17 protein-coding genes, 1 tRNA gene and 1 pseudogene are annotated in these 17,452 nt (G+C 59.6%); 8 read left to right on the top strand and 11 right to left on the bottom strand.

The window, feature by feature from the left end; translation table 11 throughout:
* Together CHEJ32_RS27460 and gpt are read right to left on the bottom strand one after the other, a co-directional pair.
* Positions 1–237: pseudogene (locus tag CHEJ32_RS27460) on the bottom strand (helix-turn-helix domain-containing protein); the annotation flags it as partial.
* Between the two features lie 96 nt (positions 238–333).
* Positions 334–831 (bottom strand): xanthine phosphoribosyltransferase, encoded by a 498-nt coding sequence (gpt, locus tag CHEJ32_RS0117960; RefSeq protein WP_028035026.1) that lies wholly within the window; start codon positions 829–831, stop codon positions 334–336.
* 292 nt (positions 832–1,123) lie between these two features.
* Here gpt and CHEJ32_RS25225 point away from each other — a divergent pair, with 292 nt between their 5' ends.
* Entirely contained in the window at positions 1,124–1,753 is a 630-nt protein-coding gene (locus CHEJ32_RS25225) for an ATP-dependent Clp protease proteolytic subunit (RefSeq protein WP_198023882.1), read from the top strand.
* A gap of 127 nt (positions 1,754–1,880) precedes the next feature.
* Entirely contained in the window at positions 1,881–2,420 is a 540-nt protein-coding gene (locus tag CHEJ32_RS26835) for an ATP-dependent Clp protease proteolytic subunit (RefSeq protein WP_084032848.1), read from the top strand.
* Positions 2,421–2,596: 176 nt separating this feature from the next.
* Here the strand turns inward: CHEJ32_RS26835 and CHEJ32_RS0117940 are convergent, their stop codons facing one another.
* Together CHEJ32_RS0117940 and CHEJ32_RS0117935 are read right to left on the bottom strand one after the other, a co-directional pair.
* Positions 2,597–3,439: a universal stress protein gene (locus tag CHEJ32_RS0117940; RefSeq protein ID WP_028035023.1), complete on the bottom strand. Its 843-nt coding sequence runs from the start codon at positions 3,437–3,439 to the stop codon at positions 2,597–2,599.
* A gap of 51 nt (positions 3,440–3,490) precedes the next feature.
* The gene (locus CHEJ32_RS0117935; protein ID WP_028035022.1) at positions 3,491–4,231 is read right to left on the bottom strand and encodes a competence/damage-inducible protein A; all 741 of its coding nucleotides are present in this window, start codon (positions 4,229–4,231) and stop codon (positions 3,491–3,493) included.
* Positions 4,232–4,393: 162 nt separating this feature from the next.
* On the opposite strand from CHEJ32_RS0117935, the gene wrbA reads away from it, so the two are divergent.
* The 3 genes from wrbA (at position 4,394) to CHEJ32_RS0117920 (ending at position 5,613) form a co-directional block, all read left to right on the top strand.
* Positions 4,394–4,993 (top strand): NAD(P)H:quinone oxidoreductase type IV, encoded by a 600-nt coding sequence (gene wrbA, locus CHEJ32_RS0117930; RefSeq protein ID WP_028035021.1) that lies wholly within the window; start codon positions 4,394–4,396, stop codon positions 4,991–4,993.
* Between the two features lie 103 nt (positions 4,994–5,096).
* Positions 5,097–5,462: a hypothetical protein gene (locus tag CHEJ32_RS25220; protein WP_034658714.1), complete on the top strand. Its 366-nt coding sequence runs from the start codon at positions 5,097–5,099 to the stop codon at positions 5,460–5,462.
* A 65-nt stretch (positions 5,463–5,527) separates the two neighbouring features.
* Positions 5,528–5,613: transfer RNA gene (locus CHEJ32_RS0117920), tRNA-Leu, on the top strand.
* A gap of 79 nt (positions 5,614–5,692) precedes the next feature.
* On the opposite strand, the gene CHEJ32_RS0117915 is transcribed toward CHEJ32_RS0117920, so the two are convergent.
* Entirely contained in the window at positions 5,693–7,003 is a 1,311-nt protein-coding gene (locus tag CHEJ32_RS0117915) for a DNA polymerase IV (RefSeq protein WP_028035020.1), read from the bottom strand.
* Positions 7,004–7,077: 74 nt separating this feature from the next.
* On the opposite strand from CHEJ32_RS0117915, the gene CHEJ32_RS0117910 reads away from it, so the two are divergent.
* A complete protein-coding gene (locus CHEJ32_RS0117910; RefSeq protein WP_028035019.1) occupies positions 7,078–7,653 on the top strand; it encodes a GNAT family N-acetyltransferase in 576 nt (191 codons plus the stop codon).
* 97 nt (positions 7,654–7,750) lie between these two features.
* On the opposite strand, the gene CHEJ32_RS0117905 is transcribed toward CHEJ32_RS0117910, so the two are convergent.
* On the bottom strand, positions 7,751–8,035 hold the full coding sequence (locus tag CHEJ32_RS0117905) for a DUF3572 domain-containing protein (protein ID WP_034658711.1): 285 nt from the start codon (positions 8,033–8,035) through the stop codon (positions 7,751–7,753).
* A gap of 315 nt (positions 8,036–8,350) precedes the next feature.
* On the opposite strand from CHEJ32_RS0117905, the gene CHEJ32_RS0117900 reads away from it, so the two are divergent.
* Together CHEJ32_RS0117900 and CHEJ32_RS0117895 are read left to right on the top strand one after the other, a co-directional pair.
* Positions 8,351–8,722 (top strand): response regulator, encoded by a 372-nt coding sequence (locus CHEJ32_RS0117900; RefSeq protein WP_011580686.1) that lies wholly within the window; start codon positions 8,351–8,353, stop codon positions 8,720–8,722.
* 40 nt (positions 8,723–8,762) lie between these two features.
* A complete protein-coding gene (locus CHEJ32_RS0117895) occupies positions 8,763–10,136 on the top strand; it encodes a PleD family two-component system response regulator (RefSeq protein WP_028035017.1) in 1,374 nt (457 codons plus the stop codon).
* Between the two features lie 478 nt (positions 10,137–10,614).
* Here CHEJ32_RS0117895 and rpmG read toward each other — a convergent pair whose 3' ends face one another.
* The 5 genes from rpmG to topA form a co-directional block, all read right to left on the bottom strand.
* Positions 10,615–10,782, bottom strand: a complete 168-nt coding sequence (gene rpmG / locus CHEJ32_RS0117885; protein WP_028035016.1) for a 50S ribosomal protein L33 — start codon at positions 10,780–10,782, stop codon at positions 10,615–10,617.
* Between the two features lie 145 nt (positions 10,783–10,927).
* Complete coding sequence (locus CHEJ32_RS0117880; RefSeq protein ID WP_028035015.1) at positions 10,928–11,665, bottom strand: NUDIX domain-containing protein; 738 nt, start codon at positions 11,663–11,665, stop codon at positions 10,928–10,930.
* 21 nt (positions 11,666–11,686) lie between these two features.
* Positions 11,687–12,127 carry a DUF983 domain-containing protein gene (locus CHEJ32_RS0117875; RefSeq protein WP_028035014.1) on the bottom strand — a complete coding sequence of 147 codons (441 nt, stop codon included), beginning with the start codon at positions 12,125–12,127 and terminating at the stop codon, positions 11,687–11,689.
* A gap of 2 nt (positions 12,128–12,129) precedes the next feature.
* Positions 12,130–14,430, bottom strand: coding sequence for a ribonuclease R (gene rnr, locus CHEJ32_RS0117870; RefSeq protein ID WP_028035013.1), 2,301 nt, complete (start codon positions 14,428–14,430; stop codon positions 12,130–12,132).
* 3 nt (positions 14,431–14,433) lie between these two features.
* Positions 14,434–16,983: a type I DNA topoisomerase gene (gene topA, locus CHEJ32_RS0117865; RefSeq protein ID WP_028035012.1), complete on the bottom strand. Its 2,550-nt coding sequence runs from the start codon at positions 16,981–16,983 to the stop codon at positions 14,434–14,436.
* Positions 16,984–17,452: the final 469 nt, after the last annotated feature.

Genomic DNA, 17,452 nt, shown 5'->3' with positions numbered 1-17,452 from the left:
TGCGATGTCTGGTTGATGCGTTCGACGATGAACGCCCGGTGCAGCTCCAGAACGCGCTTGCGATGGCCACCCATCTTGGCCGGCGCCACCGAGCCGGTTGTCCCGGTAGCGCTGGTGCCACTTCACTGCCGAGGAAACGGCAACCCCGAAGCGGCTGGCAGCCGACCGGCAGCTCTCGCCGGCCTCGATCGCACCGACCACACGTGCTCGAAGATCATTGGATAGAGGTGCTGTCATCAGATGCTGGCCTCCACTCCAGCCAGCATCTTGAATCACAAGATCAACAGAACCGGAATCCCTCCCGATTCAGTCAATCACTAAACCGCTCTAAGTCTAGCCGGCCTCGCTCTCGGCAATCGGCCGCTGATAGGAAAAGCCCATGTCCCAGGGGAAATAGATCCAGGTATCCTGGGAGACTTCAGTCACAAAAGTATCGACCAGGGGGCGCCCCTTGGGTTTAGCATAGATCGTTGCGAAATGGGCTTTCGGCATCATCGCACGGACGATCGCGGCCGTCTTGCCGGTATCCGTGAGATCATCAACGATCAATATGTCCTTTCCCTCATCTTCCAGCAGAGGGGGCGAGATTTCCTTCAGGAGTTTGAGCTCTCCCTGCTCGCTGTAGTCGTGATAGGAGGCGATGCAAACCGTCTCGATAAGGCGAATGTCAAGCTCGCGTGCAATCACCGCTGCAGGGACGAGCCCGCCCCGGGTGATGCATACGATTGCCTTCCAGCGGCCGTTCGTGCCGGCAAGACGCCAGGCAAGTGCGCGGGCATCGCGATGGAATTGATCCCACGAGACGGGAAAGGCTTTTTCTGGAAGGGACATTTCATGCACTCCTGAGCCAGGCGGCCGCACCTGGAATGCGTCGGGAATTAGCCGGAAAGACGAGGAAAATGCAAGAGCGGCGATGCTGCCGAGCCTCCCGTAGTGACTGGCCTTCGCTCTTCGCTTTGCTGGATTTGCTTCGAAACCAAGCTGCAAAGTAAATCGCGCTTTAAAGCGAAAGACATAAGGATGAGGAATTGTATTGTGAAATTTAGAGAAGAAAATGATAAAATATGCATCGTTTTTATTTCTACTAATATCGATCACCTGCGCGCGTGCCGAGGTAATTTCAGTGGCGCCGGCGGATGCCAAAGCTGGTGAAATCAAGGCGGCAAAGGTATTTTACGTAGGGGAGGTGAGCGAGCGAAAGGTGGCCGAGCTCATTTCGGTGCTCGACAGGCTGAACAGCGACAATAAAGCGCTCGCAAACATCTATCTCTACATAAACAGTCCCGGGGGGGATGTGGACAGCGCGCAGACGGCGTACTGGGCGATCAAGAGCTCGCGCATTCCCGTCACCGCGGTAAACGTATCGACCGTCGCTTCCGTCGCGGCAGTCATGTTCTGCGGAGCCAAAGTAAGAACCGCGTTTCCGGGGACGGTTTTCGTGCTCAAGCCGGCAAATATCACGCTGCCGGCAATGTCGATTCAGCCCGTCCAGTACGTGCTCTCGAGGGAGCTTCTCAAGTCATACAACGATGTCTTTGCAAGCGTCTATCGCGAGTGCACGAACCTGCCTGCAGAAGAGGTGTCGACCATCGTGGAGAGCGCCGACGACAGGCTCTTGATGAATGCAGGAGAAGCTCTGGAGAAGGGCGTGATCTCCGGCGAGACGCGGGAAATCGTAGACACGCCCTTGTCGTACACCATTGTCGACAAGGATGGTCTCAACCTCAATGTAATGGTCGGATCTAAAGATTGATCGGTGGTGTTATGAGGTTTATATTGCTAATTGTTGTCTTCTTTTTTGGTGTGGTATTGGGAATATTTATATTTATGGGTACATCAATAAAGGAGGAATTTTCTGATGTTAAGTATGCGAAAATTTTATTTCAGGAGAAGTTACGCGGGATTCGGTTGCTAAACTTATATCTGCCATCGAAGAGATTAATAGAGACCATGAAGGTCTGGAAAAAATATACTTATATATCATCAGCTGGGGTGGTGACGCAGACGGTGGCGAAGCGGCCTATCAGATCATAAAGAGTAGCCGGATACCAATCACGACCGTCAATCTCGCTAATGTCGGCTCAGCGGCAACTTTTATGTTTTGCGGCGGAAAGGAACGCCTCTCATTTGAGGATGGGACCTTTCTTCTGCACCCCCCCGCGAACGTTGCACCAAAGCGTACCTGGACGCCCGACGAACTGCGCCAGATGGAGGAAGTGCTTCGTACATACGTAAATTTTGGCGTTGAGGTCTATAAATCCTGCACGACGATACCGGAGGCGGAGATCAAGGCTCTTTTGTACAGCGAAGATCAGCGGCTCGTCCTTTCCGCGAAGCAGGCGAAGGAGAAAGGCCTGATTTCCGGCACCGTAAGCGAGATTATCGATACACCGTATTCCTATCTCGTCAGCGACGAGTAGTGCCAAAGAGATGCCCGCAAAAGGGGCGAGGGGATGCTCTTGCCCGTGAGGAGTAGGTGCGTTCCTTGCAGGATGAGCCCGAAAACCGGGATCGGTTCCGGAAAGCACGATACACCGATCCAATAACTTGCAGCGTCCTTTGTGCGTCCTAATGGACGCACGGGGCTGTGGCCCTTTCAGTGGGACAACAGCGTTGGCGTGGTCATCGATTGCAGCATTTTGCGCGTGACCCCGCCGAAAACGAATTCCGCGAGACGCGAACGGCCGAAGGCGCCCATGACAAGAAGGTCGGCATTGGCTTCCGCAATGTGATTGGCGATCACTTCGTCATGTGAAAGACCGTTCGACTGCTCGGCGCTGAGGGTAACGTCTATACCGTGCCGCGCCAGGCTCTGGGCAATAGCGGCACCGGCCATTTCGGCGTCCTGGTCCATCGTGTCGCGCGCGTCGACGCTGAGCACTTCGGCGCGCCCGGCCTCCCTCAACAGTGGAAGGGCGTCAAAGACGGCGCGAGCGGCTTCCTTGCTGCCATTCCATGCCAGCACAGCCTTCTTGAAGGGCTCCGAGCGGCCGCTGAAGGTGTATGGAACGAGGAGCAGGGGGCGGCCGGTTCTGAAGAGTAGGGCCTCCAGATCGGAGCTGCGCAGCGAGTCGGCATCGGGATCGTTCTGCAGCGCAATCACAAGATCCGCGGTACGGGCGCTCTCGATGCCGGAGACGGCTGAATCGCCGGAGACATTGTCATAGCTGCGCCATTCATGAGCTACGCCTTCAGCCTCGGCACGCTCGCCGAAGAACCTCTTCAGCTCCTGATGGCGTCTGAGCGTGTCCTCCTGAAGGGCAGTGTTAAAATCGATGGCCGGCCCGCCCATGGGAGAAACCACAGGCATGGGAAGCGCTTCTGCGTGGAGACCGATGACATGGCTTCCATGGCGCGCGGCAAACGGTAGTGCGAAATCCAGAACCCGTTTGGCGTCTACCTGGCTCTGCAGGATCACTAGAACCGTCTTGTAGGTCATGGAAGCCTCCTTCGCATCTGTTCACCCCGCAAAGGAGAGAATGGGCGTGCGTCAACTTTGTTGCAAGAGGCGGTCAAGCATTCGCTCGATCTCGGCTTTGGCGGCTTGAAGCGTCTCCTCGGAACGCGAGCGTATCACCAATTCGGTCCAAAACCTGCCATCCACATATTTTGGATAGGAGCCGATGATCGTTTCGGGAAAGGCCTTCTGAACTTCGCCCAGAGGCCCCCCGATCGTTCCTTCCGGAAGAGGTGAGGGGATGGAGACGGACAGAAGCTTTGCCCCGGTCCTAAGCGTCGGCACAATTTGATCGAGCATCGCCTGGAAGATCGCCGGAACGCCAGCCATCACGAAGACGTTATCGATCGCAAATCCCGGCGCAACCGAGATGGGATTGGGAATGTGCCTTGCACCCCGGGGCATGCGGGCCATGCGCTTGCGCGCTTCCGTGAACTCGATGCCCCGCGCCTCGTAATGTTCATCAAGCAGCCTGTAGGCCCTGTCGTCGTATTCACAAGGCAAGCCGAAGGCGGCCGCGACCGCATCGGCGGTGATGTCGTCATGAGTAGGGCCGATCCCGCCAGTGGTGAAGACATAGGTAAAACGGGAGCGGAGCGCGTTGATAGCCTCCACAATCGCTTCCTGCTCGTCCGGCACGATCCGAACCTCCTTCAGATCGATGCCGACGGCCGTCATGATATCAGCGAGATGGCCGATATTCCTGTCCTTTGTGCGGCCCGAAAGGATTTCGTCGCCGATGACGACCATTGCCGCCGTAACAATCTCACTCATGGCTGTCTCTTCCCCTTGACGTCTGTCAGATAGCGGCGGGCGGATGGATCGGCAATGGATGGTGAACACTGTGTCGGAAATGGAAGTGTTTAAATACCGCCCGGCTCAGCTAAATCAGAAGGCGGTGGCGTGGCTACGCCGTTTGATCAGGAGCTAAGCAAGATGGCTAGGATACTCGTTCTTTACTATTCAAGCTGGGGGCACATGGAGGCAATGGCAAAAGCGGCCGCCGAAGGTGCGCGCGAAACCGGCGCCGACGTGACCATCAAACGCGTGCCTGAGCTCGTGCCGGAAGAGGTGGCGAGAAAGGCTCACTACAAGCTTGAACAGGAAGCGCCGATAGCTACGCCTTTGGAGCTTGCAGATTACGACGGTTTTATCTTCGGCGTTTCGACGCGTTACGGAATGATGGCGTCGCAAATCAAGAATTTCCTAGATCAGACGGGTCCGCTCTGGGCCGAAGGAAAGCTGTTGGACAAGCCTGCGACCGTTATGGTTTCCACGGCCACGCAACATGGCGGGGCGGAAATTGCTTTGGCCACGACACAGCTCGCGCTGCAGCACCACGGAATGATCATCGTGCCGCTCTCCTACGCCTATCAGGATCAGATGGGCAACGATACGGTCCGCGGCGGCGCGCCTTATGGCATGACCACAACGACTGAGGGTGATGGTTCCCGTCTGCCCTCCGCCCAGGAGCTGGAGGGCGCGCGGTTCCAGGGCAAAAGGCTGGCCGAGATCACGGCAAAGCTTTTGGGCTGATGCATTCCTCGAGGCGGGCGCTCGACAGTCCGCCTCGATCTTTTCTCTGACAAACGGCTGCGGCTCCCTTGCAGCTGGTCCGGTAGCGCGACATATTCCGCGCATGCGAAAACTCCCCATCCTAATCAGCCTGGCCGTGGCGCTCGCCGGCTGCGTCTCCACCCAGGAAATTCCGCTTTCGGTGAATTCCTACCAGCTCGAGGTGAGCGGCACTGGCCGGTTCGGGGCTGGAGCCGTTCCGCAGGCGACGCTCAAACGCGCCGCCGAACTCACCCTTGAAAAGGGCTTTACCCATTTTACGCTTGGGGGAGCGACGATGCAGACTGCCCACACCTATGCGGGGCAGGCCTCCTTCGTGCCTCTGATCGCGACGACGCGGTCCAATTCGGTGACGGTGCGAATGTTTCGGCCCGGGGAGAACCCGAATGCACTGGATGCACGCACCATACTTGCGACCTATGGTGGGTAATCAGCTGGGCGCATTCAAAAAAGAATGTTGACCTTTCGACGCGAAGCACTGAGAAACATGCCCGCGCGGACGTGGCGGAATTGGTAGACGCAAGGGACTTAAAATCCCTCGGGCTTCGCCCGTGCGGGTTCGATTCCCGCCGTCCGCACCAAATCTATTACACTAAAACGGCAGGGCGCAGGGTGCCGCGGTCCACAGTCATACTGGTCTGCCACCGATTTTGCTGCGCCTCACTCCTCGATTTCCGGTTCCGGGCGCGAGCGGCGGACGCGTTGGAAAGTGTACCCCATTTCCACGGCCTGATTTCCGAATTTCGCCCTGAGAGCGTCTATCGCACCTTCGGCCAGTGCCCGTTTGTGTGACAGATGGTCGACGAGGTCCGGCGGATCGGCCTTGGTGGCGTCCGTCAGGTCGCTGACGCCGATGCCGATCAGGCGAAAGGATGTGCCGTCCACCTCACGCTTCAACATTTCAAGGCCCGTGGAAAAGATCCGGTCCGCCAGGCGGGTGGGGTCGGAAAGCTGACGGTTGCGGGTGCGGATCCGGAAATCCGATGTCTTGAGTTTGAGGACGACAGTTCGCCCCGCGATATCCGACTTCTTCAACCGTGCGGAAACGCGTTCACTCAATGCACGAAGAACGGGCACCAACTCCTCGAAGGAGGCTATGTCCTTGTCGAAGGTGGTTTCAGAGGAGACGCTCTTTGCCTCGCCGCGCGGCTGGACGGCTCGCGCATCCTCACCGCGCGAGAGCCGGTAAAGCCGGTCGCCCATGATGCCGTAACGGCGCATGAGATCGCCACGCTCCATGTGCTGCAATTGCCCTATGGTGCGAATGCCATCTGCGGCGAGCGTGGCGGCAAAGGCCTTGCCCACGCCCCAAATGGTTGTGACCGGCTGCTCAGCGAGGAAGGTGAGAGCCTCAGCCCGGCCTATGATCGAGAAGCCGCGTGGCTTGTTGAGATCGGACGCTACCTTCGCCAGGAACTTGCAGTAGGAAAGACCAACCGACACGGTGATCCCGATCTCCTGCTCGACTTCGCGGGCAAAGCGGGCCAGCACGACCGCGGCTGGCGCGCCGTGCAGACGTTCCGTGCCGGCGAGGTCGAGAAACGCTTCATCGATCGAAAGCGGCTCGACCATGGGGGTGAGCGCCAGCATCATCTCCCTGACCTGCCTGCCAACGCGAACGTATTTCTCCATATCCGGCTTTATGACGATCGCTTGAGGGCAGGCTGCAAGCGCCTTGAACATCGGCATGGCAGAGCGAACGCCGTGGATGCGGGCTATATAGCAGGCGGTGGACACGACCCCGCGTTTGCCGCCTCCGATGATCACCGGCTTGTCGCGCAGCTCCGGATTGTCGCGCTTTTCCACCGCTGCATAGAAGGCGTCGCAGTCAATGTGGGCAATGGCGAGGTCTTCCAACTCCTCATGGCGGACGATTCGCGGGCTGCCGCAGGCGTCGCACCGCCGCCCTACGGACGCTGCGCGGGATAGGCAATCGCGGCAAAGACCGTGCGGAGAATCGTTGACAGCCATGGGTGATTATGGGAACATAATAAGAACAAAATCATAGAACAACGCGCATTCCGATACAAGCGGTGGAGAGGAGCGTGACGACGATTGTCCCGTTGACGGCGGCTCTTTGGCCGGCGTTCGAGGACCTGTTTGGGAAGCAGGGGGCCTGTTACGGCTGCTGGTGTACCTATTTCCGCCTGCCTCCCGCCTCGCGGCGCGAGAACACAGGCGAGCGAAAGAAGGATTATATGCGCGCGCGGGTGGAGGCGGGGCCGCCGCCGGGCTTGCTGCTGTTCAACGGGGAACGAGCAGATGGATGGATGCAGGTCGGCCCCCGTCTCGATGTGCCCGAATGGAACAACCGCGGGCGGGCTTCGGCGCCGGCGGAGGATGCGCCGGCTGACGATTCATCCGTATGGGCAATTTCCTGCTTCTTTGTCCGGTCCAGTGCCCGAGGCCGCGGCCTGACCCACCAACTCGTAAAGGCTGGGATCGACTATGCCCGCGCAAACGGTGCGCGGCTGTTGGAGGCATGTCCAATGCGGGAATCGAAGGATTCTCGGTCCGTCGGGCTTTATGTGGGATCGCAACGCGTATTCGAGAAGGCCGGTTTCGTTACGGTCGTGGAGCGGAAGCCCGGCAGGCCCTTGATGCGGCTTGGATTGGCGTAAAAGCAAAGCACGGCCCACTTCCAAGGCCGCCAAATTGCCGGTAGCCGTGCGGGCTTGTGAATGCCACGGTGTCCGGCATACAGCGCCAGCTGGGCGTTCAGGGTTGGATGTCCCATTTCTCCTCCCCAAAGGGAAGAACCTTCAGCGCTGCAGTTATTTCTTGCGGCTCCATGCCGGAGGCTTCGCTCAAGGCAATGAGGGTGGGTTCATGCGCCAGGACAAACTGAAGCACGCCTGCAAGGAATCCGGGTTCCTGTGCTGCTTGGCGAATCTGACTCGCCTCAATCCCCGTGATGGCGAGAAATCGGGGCAGAAGTTCGGGATCGGAGGCAATGAAGCTCAGCGCCTGAATGGCGATGCTTTCAGCTCGTTCAGGGCTCATAGAACCTCCTGTTCTCCACATATCGAAGCAGATCCAGCCTGCCGCCTGTTCCGTATTACAGGTTTCCGTTGCGGTCTACGTGCCTGAAGCGATCAGCCAGGCGTGAATTTCACATTTGTTTCTGCCCGGAGGTGTACATCAAGGCAGCTCTGGTCCACATGCTAGGGAACAGTTCCAATGCCCAGCCCGAGGTTATCTGAGCATCAACGGGAATTGAGGGTGATAATTTTGCATTCGTAAAGCAAATCGTGTCAAAAGGCTCTATAGGGGCCAATCCGGAGCTTGCTTCGGGACGGTAATCGTCGTGGGGTATCGATGCCGAAAAAGGTCATGATCGTCGAGGACAATGAGCTCAACATGAAGCTCTTTCGCGACCTCATCGAGGCGAGCGGCTACGAGACCGTGCGCACGCGCGATGGGTTGCAGGCGCTCGATCTTGCGCGCCGTCACCGGCCAGATCTCATCCTCATGGACATCCAATTGCCTGAGGTATCCGGGCTCGAGGTCACAAAATGGCTTAAAGAGGATGACGAGCTGCACAGCATCCCCGTCATTGCGGTCACGGCTTTCGCGATGAAGGGGGATGAGGAGCGAATCCGCCAAGGAGGATGCGAGGCTTATATTTCCAAGCCCATCTCTGTGCAGAGCTTCATCGAGACGATAAAATCTTATCTGGGGGACGCGTGATGCACGCCCGGATTTTTTGCAGCGAGAGCAACCGAGCGCTATGACTGCCCGTATATTAGTGGTGGATGATGTTCCGGCCAATCTGCGCCTGCTGGAGGCCCGGCTCCTCGCCGAGTATTACGATGTGGTAACTGCCCGCGCGGGGCCGGATGCCATCGAGATCTGCGAATCCACCAAGATCGACGTCGTGCTGCTCGACGTCATGATGCCCGGCATGGACGGTTTCGAAGTCTGTCGGAGGCTCAAGGCGGATCCGGCCACAACCCATATCCCGGTCATCATGATCACTGCGCTGGACCAGCCATCCGATCGTGTCCGCGGGCTTGAAGCGGGAGCCGACGATTTTCTCACCAAGCCGGTCAGCGATCTGCAGCTTTTGACCCGTGTAAAGAGCCTCACGAGGCTCAAGGCGTTGACGGACGAATTGCGGCTGCGCGCGGCAACGACACGCAATATCGGCATCGAACAGCTTTTGCAGAAGAAGAGCGTCGACGATGAGGAGAAGCCTCCGGTTCTCTTGATCGATGAGGACGAAGCCGCAGGCCGCCAGCTCATCAGGATGCTGCAGGACCATTTCGTGCTCGACGTCGTGGGCGATCCGATGGAGGGCCTGGCACGCGCCGCCGACAATCCCTACGAATGCATAATTGTTTCCAGTAGCTTCGCCGATTACGATCCGTTGCGGCTTTGCTCTCAGCTGCGCGCCATGGACCGTACGCGGCTCGTACCGATCGTCCTTCTTGCGGGCGAGGGGGATGAAGCCTGCATCATCCGCGGATTGGAACTGGCGGTGAACGATTACGTCCTGCGCCCGGTGGAGCGGCAGGAATTGATCGCGCGCTTGCGCACACAGATCCGCCGCAAGCGTTACAATGACAGCCTGCGGTCCAGCGTTGCCCAAACGGTGGAGATGGCGATTACTGATCCGCTGACCGGCCTCCACAACCGGCGCTATCTCGACAGCCATTTGCAAAGCCTTTTCGATCGTGCGGTGGCGCGACGGCGGCCGCTGTCCGTCATGATCGTGGACGTTGATCGCTTCAAATCCATCAATGATACCTACGGGCACGACGGAGGCGATGAGGTGCTGCGCGAAGTAGCCGCCCGGCTTCGCCGGAACCTCCGTGGGATCGATCTTGTCTGTCGGTTCGGCGGCGAGGAATTCGTGGTCGTCATGCCGGATACCGAACTACCGCTGGCCCAGCGAGTCGGCGAGCGCATTCGTCAGCAAATCGCCGAGAAGGAGTTCTTGGTGGCAAATACGGACGAAATGATTTCGGTCACCGTGAGCATAGGGGTCGCCGGCCTTCTCCAGCCTCAGGATACGGTGGAGGCGCTGATGAAGAGGGCGGATAGGGCCCTTTACGAGGCGAAAACAGGTGGCCGCAACCGGGTGGTCGCCCCCGCAGCCTAGATCGGGCGCGATTCCGCCGACGAGCGCCGATTGCTAACCTGCGCGTGGCCGCCTCTGTTCTTTTTGGATCGAATCTCGCTTGATCCCCGGCCTTCTTGGTGCGGGCGGTTATCGCCGTTTACCCTAATTTGAAACAAATCGTGTCAAAGGTTAAGTTACTGTTGATTTTCGTTAAAAGTTGCGCAAGTGTCGCACCCACTGGTGGGCGAACGTGCGGGGGACGCACGGGAGCCGCTCCACAGATACCCCATGATGCTCAGGTCCGCCGCATCTCCTGGGTCCGTGGGGTTCGGCCGGTTGGTGCTGGTTTCGTGGCCTCCTCGTACCGCAGCCAGTTGCCGACCGGCCCCCTACCACTTTCCCGCAGCGATAATGGCAGTCGGATTGGGCTCGCCCGAATAGCGGTCGCGCCACTTCGAACGTGCACAGACGAAAACGGCGCCCGAAGGCGCCGCGTGCATGCAGGATGCGATTAAACCTACTTGATCTTCGCTTCCTTGAACTCGACGTGCTTGCGCGCGATCGGGTCGTATTTGCGCTTGGTCATCTTGTCCGTCATCGTGCGGCTGTTTTTCTTCGTCACATAGAAGAAGCCGGTATCGGCCGTCGACAGGAGCTTGATCTTGATGGTCGTGGCCTTGGCCATGTCACTTTTCCGTTTCTGATGATGAACAGCGGCCTGACGGCAAATCACGGCAGGGCGCTTCTAAAAACTCGCGGCAGACATAACGGCAGCACGCCAAAAGTCAAGTCCGCAGCAGCCGCGGCGGAAGCAAAGCGGGTCGTTTTCGCTAAAGGAGAACCCGCTCCACGCGCTTGCCGCGAACAAAATAGAAGGGAACCGGCTGACCGGGCGCAAGCTCGGGATCGATCTCCAGCCGATGCGCGAGGTCATCGAGAACCGTGCGTGTAACGGTCGGGATATCGAGCTCCATGGCAGAGCGGATCGGCACCCAGGCAATTTCCTCCAACTCGTCCGTAGGGCATTCGGCAAGCTCAACGGCCACCTGGCTGCGCCACACAGCAAAGAAGCGTGTATCAAAACGGCGTACCCGTCCGGGCGGTGTGATGGCGCGAGCGATGAAACGAAGGCTCTGGAGTGACGGGCAGACGCGGTTTGCGACGAAGCCCTGCCAATGGGGACTTCTGGAGGAGAACGGGCCTTCCCGGCCTATAAGAAGCCCAGCTTCTTCATAGGTTTCGCGAATAGCCGAAAGCGCGATTGCCTTGGCACGTGCAGCCGTCAAGCGGGGAGGGAAGCCGACGAGCTTGGACTGCTCATGGGGATGGAGATCGTTGGCCACCGCAATCCGGCTGTCAGCCGGATCGGTGCGTCCGCCGGGGAAGACAAAGCTGCCGGGCATGAATTTATGGCGTCTATGACGCCTGCCCATGAGCACAAGATGCTCGCTGCCGCTCCTGTCGACCAGAATCAAGGTTGCTGCATCGCGCGGGCGGAGGGGCCGGCTCCCAAGAGAGGACGCTCGAGCGTCTACGACGTCGAGATCGGCCCTTGTAAGATCTTCCATCCGCTGCATGCCACCCCCCGTCTAGATCTCCGGATGCGTTTCCAAAACATCCTTTTCGCCGCCGAACCCATGCATTCTAAGTGCCCACTGAAGACCGACAACCGAACCTTTGATTGGACCGATCAACACCAGACATAGCAGGATCGTGGCCGGCACCCAGATCGCGAGGTGAACCCAGGTCGGCCACATGGTCGCTGCCTCGATACCCATGAAGGCGCCGACAACGACATGACCGACGATGGCGATCACCAGATAGGCCGGCAAATCGTCGGCCCTGTGATGCATCATTTCCTCGCCGCATTCCGAGCAGCTTTCCACCGTCTTGAGAAACGAGCGGAAGAGCCGGCCCTTGCCGCAGTGAGGACATTTGCCGAGAAAACCACGGCGCATCGATTCGAAGAGCGGCCGCTGAATGGCCGTCGCACCAGCCGCACCGGTCGCGCCGAAAACCTGTTCTTCCATAATTATCTCCTCCCCCTGACCCCGGGGCGACTTGATCGTTTCTGCTTGCGGGCCAATCCGCGTCTTGACTTGTGGAAAGACTTGGACGAGCCGGGCAGGCGGGTAGGCTCACTCAGGACTTCGAAGCGCATGGCTCCCGCGAGCGGCGCAACTTCTAACAGACGAACATTCACACTGTCGCCGAGCTGAAAGCCGCACCCGCTCCGCTGACCGACAAGCGCGTGCCGCGCCTCATCGAAAATATAATAGTCATCCCCCAGAGATGAAATGGGAACGAAGCCGTCGGCGCCATATTGCGGAAGGAGAACGAACAGCCCAGCCTTGGTGACCCCGGAAATCCGGGCCGAGAATTCCTCGTTGACGCGGGACGCCAGATGCTCGGCGATCAGACGGTCCACCGTCTCCCTTTCCGCTGCCATGGCGCGACGTTCGGTCGCGGAGATAAGCGCCGAAATTTCCTCCAGCCGTTCCTCATCCTGCTGGCGCAGGCCATCCTCGCCGAATTGATGCGCGGTGATCAGCGCGCGGTGCACGATCAGGTCCGCATAGCGGCGGATCGGGGACGTGAAATGTGCATAGCGACGCAGGTTGAGGCCGAAATGGCCGACATTCTCACGCGCATAGATCGCCTGGCTTTGCGAACGCAGAACGACCTCATTGACGAGCTGCTCCTGCTCGGTGCCCGCCACCCGCGCGAGGATGCGGTTGAACTGCGCAGGCCTCAAAGCGGCGCCATGGGCGAGCGAGATTTCGAGGGAAGCAAGAAACTCGCGCAGCGATTCCTGCTTCGCAAGGGATGGGGCGTCATGAATGCGGTAGACCAATGGTTGCCGATTGGCCTCCAGCGCCTCGGCTGCAGCGACATTGGCCTGGATCATGAATTCCTCGATCAGCTTATGCGCATCGAGGCGAGGCGGAACGACGACACGGTCCACCGTTCCGTCGGGCTTCAAGATGATCTTCCGCTCCGGCAGATCCAATTCCAGCGGCTCACGGGCTTCGCGGCCGCGTTTCAGCACGGAATAAGCCTCCCAGAGAGGGCGGAGCACGGTCTCGAGCAGCGGTCCCGACTTGTCATCCGGGCGGCCATCGATCGCCGCCTGGGCCTGCTCATAGGAGAGCCGGGCGGCCGATCGCATCATGACGCGGTGAAAGCTGTGCCCGAGCTTGCGACCTTCCGCCGAAAAACGCATCCGGACGGCAAGGGCCGGTCGGGCTTCGCCCTCGCGTAACGAACAGAGGTCGTTGGAGATGCGTTCAGGCAGCATCGGCACGACCCGGTCCGGGAAATACACGGAATTCCCGCGATTGAGCGCCTCCCGATCGAGCGCTGAATCAGGGCGGACATAATAGGCGACGTCAGCGATGGCGACCGTGACGAGCACACCACCGGGGTTCTTCTCGTCCCGGTCCGGCTCCGCATAGACCGCATCGTCGTGGTCCTTGGCGTCCGGGGGGTCGATGGTGACAAGCGGCAGCTTGCGCCAGTCCTCGCGGCCTGCGAGCGTAGCGGGCTTGGCAGCTTCCGCTTCCCGCAGCACGCTTTCGGGGAAAATGTGGGGAATCTCGTGCGCATGGATGGCAATGAGGGAGACCGCCTTTTCCGTCGCGATCGATCCCACCACGTCCAGAACTTTTGCTCGCGGCAAGCCATAGCGGCCCTGCGACAAGGGCTCGACCTCCACGAGGTCGCCTTCTTTGGCATTATTGCGATACGCCTCTTCCACCACCAGTTCGGGCTGGCGACGCTCGACGGGCTCGATACGGAAAGAGCCGTCGCGGAGTTCGCGGAAGACACCGAGCACGGCCCGCCGGCGCTTCTCGAAGACCTTGACCACGCGGCCCGTATAGGCTGGGCCGGTTTCATCCTTGCTGGGGAAGACGCGGGCGAGCACACGGTCGCCTACGCCCGCCGCTGACATGCGGCGCCCCTTTTGCGTGCGGATCGAGACGAGGGGGACTGGTCCTTCCTCGTCCTCCGCCTCCGCTGGCCGAGCGAGGAGCCCACCTTCAGCGTCCCGCGAGAAGATGTCGAGAACGGCCATCGGGGGAAGGGCCCCGGGGCGGGAGAGCCGGCGGCGCTTCTGCTTCAGGAGGCCTTCGTCCTGCATCTGGCGCAGCATATCTTTCAGCCAGATGCGATCGCCGCCCTTGAGGGAAAACGCCTTGGCGATTTCGCGCTTGCCGGCCTGATCGGGATTTTCGGAAATGAATCGCAGGATATCCTCTCGCGAGGGCAGATGAGGATTTACAACAGCGCCACCGTCACCTGCCGCTCTGCGATCTGATTGCCTGCGCGCCAATCCTCAGTTCCTCGCCTTGCTTCTCGCCGGCTTCTTGCCCGTTTTTCCTGCTTTGGCGGCAAGAAGCTCAAGCGCCTCCTCACGGGTCAAGGTCATCGGATCCTTGCCCTTGGGCAGTGTCGCATTCACCTTGCCGACATTGACATAGGGTCCGAAACGGCCATCCCGCACTGTAATGACGCCGCCGTCCGGATGTTCCCCAAGCTCCTTAAGAGCGGCAGGCTTGGCGCGTGCACCGTTGCCCTTCGATTGCTTCTCCGCGATGAGCGAGACGGCGCGGTTGAGGCCGACCGAAAACACATCCTCCACCGATTCGAGATTGGCGTAGGTTCCGTCATGCAGCAGGAACGGGCCGTAGCGGCCGATGCCGGCGGAGATCATCTTGCCCGTCTCGGGATGCTTGCCAACGTCACGGGGCAGGGAGAGGAGGGCCACTGCCTTTTCATGGTCGATGCTTTCCGGTGTCCAGCCCTTTGGCAGGCCAGCGCGCTTGGCATCTTTCCCTTCGCCGCGCTGGACATAGGGGCCGAACCGGCCAGAACGCAATGTGATCTCTTCGCCGGTGAAGGGATCGTTGCCCAATACCTTGTTGCCGTCCAGGCCGGCTTCGCCCTCGCCATTTTCCGACGGGTTCTCGCCCAGCTGGCGCGTATAGCCGCATTCGGGATAGTTCGAGCAGCCCACGAACGCGCCATAGCGGCCAAGTTTCAGCGAGAGCTTGCCCGTTCCGCATTTGGGGCAGATGCGCGGGTCGCCGCCATCTTCGCGCGGGGGAAAGACGAGCGGTGCGAGCTCCTCATTCAAGGCGTCCAAGACGTCGGTGACGCGCAACTCCTTGATGTCTTCGACAGCGGCCGAAAAGTCCTTCCAGAAGTCGCGGAGGACCTGCTTCCAGGAAAGCTTCCCGTCTGAAATCTCGTCGAGCTTTTCCTCAAGATCCGCCGTGAAGTCATATTCCACATAGCGGCGGAAGAAATTCTCCAGGAATGCCGTGACGATACGGCCCTTGGCCTGAGGGACGAGCTTGCGTCGCTCATTGGTGATATAATCGCGGTCTTCCAGCGTCTTCAGAATGGCCGCATAGGTGGACGGCCGGCCGATGCCGAGTTCCTCGAGCTTCTTGATAAGGGAAGCTTCCGAATAGCGCGGCGGAGGCTCCGTCGTATGCTTGGTCACGTTGATGGCGTTGCGCTTCAACGCTTCGCCATTGTTGATTTCGGGAAGACGGCGGTCGTCCTCGTCCTGGGAGTCCTCCTCCTTGACCTCGGCATAGGCTGCAAGGAAGCCGTCAAAGCGAACGACGGAGCCCACTGCCCGCAGACCGGCCACACGGCCCTGGCCCGCCCCTTCGATCTCCACTGTCGTGCGCTCGATCTCCGCTGCCTCCATCTGACTGGCGATGGCGCGCTTCCAGATCATTTCGTACAGCTTGGCCTGATCGGAATCGAGATATTTGCGCACCTGGTCCGGTGTGCGGGAAAAGTCGGTCGGCCGGATGGCTTCGTGGGCTTCCTGTGCGTTCTTCGCCTTGGTGGAATAGTGACGCGGCTTTTCCGGCAGATATCGGGCGCCGAAGGTTTCCGATACTGCGGCACGGGCGGCCTGGATCGCCTCGGGCGCCATCTGCACGCCATCCGTACGCATATAGGTGATAAGGCCTGTGGTCTCTCCACCGATATCCACGCCCTCATAGAGCCGCTGAGCCACCTGCATTGTGCGCGACGCCGAAAAGCTCAGGCGCGAGGACGCGGCCTGCTGAAGCGTGGACGTGGTGAAGGGCGGGCCGGGATTGCGGCGCGTCGGCTTTGCTTCGACCGAAAGCACGCGATAGGCCGCGCCATCGAGCAAAGCTTTGATCGCGTCGGCCTCTTCCTGGCTCTTGATGTCGAGCTTCTGCAGCTTCTTTCCGTCGAGAGCCGTTAGGCGCGCTTCAAAAGTGTCGCCGCGCGGCGTGTCGAGCAGGGCGGCGATCTGCCAGTAGTCCTCGCGGACGAAGCGCTCGATCTCGGCTTCGCGGTCGCAGACGAGGCGTAGCGCCACGGACTGGACGCGGCCAGCCGAACGGGCGCCGGGCAGCTTGCGCCACAGTACTGGAGAAAGGGTGAAGCCCACGAGATAGTCGAGCGCACGGCGGGCGAGATAAGCGTCTACCAAAGAGGCATCCACGTCGCGCGGCGCTGCCATCGCATCGAGGATCGCTTTCTTCGTGATGGCATTGAAGACGACACGGCGAACCGGCTTATCCTTGAGCGCTTTTTTCTGGCGCAGGACTTCCAGCACATGCCAGGAAATGGCCTCGCCTTCACGATCAGGGTCGGTCGCTAGGATCAGGCCATCGGCTTCCTTCACCGCCTTCGCAATATCGGCGAGCCGCTTGGCCGAGGGACTGTCGACATCCCAGGACATGGCGAAATCTTCGTCGGGACGGACGGAGCCGTCCTTGGCCGGCAGGTCCCGCACATGGCCGAACGAGGCCAGGACTTTATAGTCCTTTCCGAGATACTTATTGATTGTTTTGGCCTTTGCAGGCGATTCGACGACGACCACATCCATTGTGCTGGCAATACCTTGTTCGACGCCGCGGTCTGCGCCGCGGTTGGCTCCGAATACGACGATCCGGCAGCACGTGACATGGCCGCGCTTGCCGCCGCGGTCAAGGCCCCCTCTTCAAATTGGCTCTTCAAGACCGGCTTGCGAACCCCGGTCGGGACTTCTTATGCGAAGCTTTATTTCAACATAACGGCGGCATGTGGTCGCCTTCTGGCGAAGAAGAGAAACAGACAGGATGGGCAGACGATCCCGGGGACCAGAACATGATACCCAGGATCGGACAGGGGAGCGGCAAGCTCATCGCGAGCAAGCGAGAGGGAGCATACCCGCATGGCAGAGCTATATTTTGCGAGACGGACAGAGACGCTCGAATATGTTCAAGGAATATTGGAACAGCTCTGCTCATTGGTGCGGCAGCAGAATTGTGAAATGCTCGGATATCTGATCGAGATGGCCGTTGTGGAAGCGAGCG

The sequence above is a fragment of the Chelativorans sp. J32 genome (genome assembly GCF_000518985.1).
GTDB lineage: Bacteria > Pseudomonadota > Alphaproteobacteria > Rhizobiales > Rhizobiaceae > Chelativorans.
The sequence above is the reverse complement of the archived record's forward strand: the minus strand, read 5'-3'. Positions and strand labels throughout refer to the sequence as shown.